This is a genomic window from Cylindrospermopsis sp. CR12 (assembly GCF_001432185.1).
In the GTDB taxonomy this organism is placed as follows: Bacteria; Cyanobacteriota; Cyanobacteriia; order Cyanobacteriales; family Nostocaceae; genus Raphidiopsis; species Raphidiopsis raciborskii.
In genome coordinates, this window is record NZ_LMVE01000125.1 from 1 (window position 1) to 334 (window position 334).

Annotated in this window: 1 pseudogene; it reads right to left on the reverse strand. The window is 47.9% G+C overall.

The window, feature by feature from the left end:
• Positions 1–334 (reverse strand): annotated as a pseudogene (locus tag ASL19_RS18715) (photosystem II q(b) protein); the annotation flags it as partial.

The following is a 334-nucleotide window of genomic DNA, read 5'->3' on the forward strand; positions in this document are numbered from 1 at the left end:
TAACCGTTGATTGCGGGAGCGGTTAATGCTACAGGTGCTACTTCACCAGCAGCTAGGTCTAAGGGGAAGTTGTGCGCATTGCGCTCGTGCATTACTTCCATACCTAGGTTAGCGCGGTTGATTACGTCAGCCCATGTACCGATTACACGACCTTGAGAATCAATGATGGATTGGTTGAAGTTGAATCCATTCAGGTTGAATGCCATGGTGCTTACACCCAGTGCTGTAAACCAGATTCCTACTACTGGCCATGCTGCCAAGAAGAAGTGTAGTGAACGGCTGTTGTTGAATGAAGCATATTGGAATATCAAGCGTCCGAAGTAACCGTGTGCTG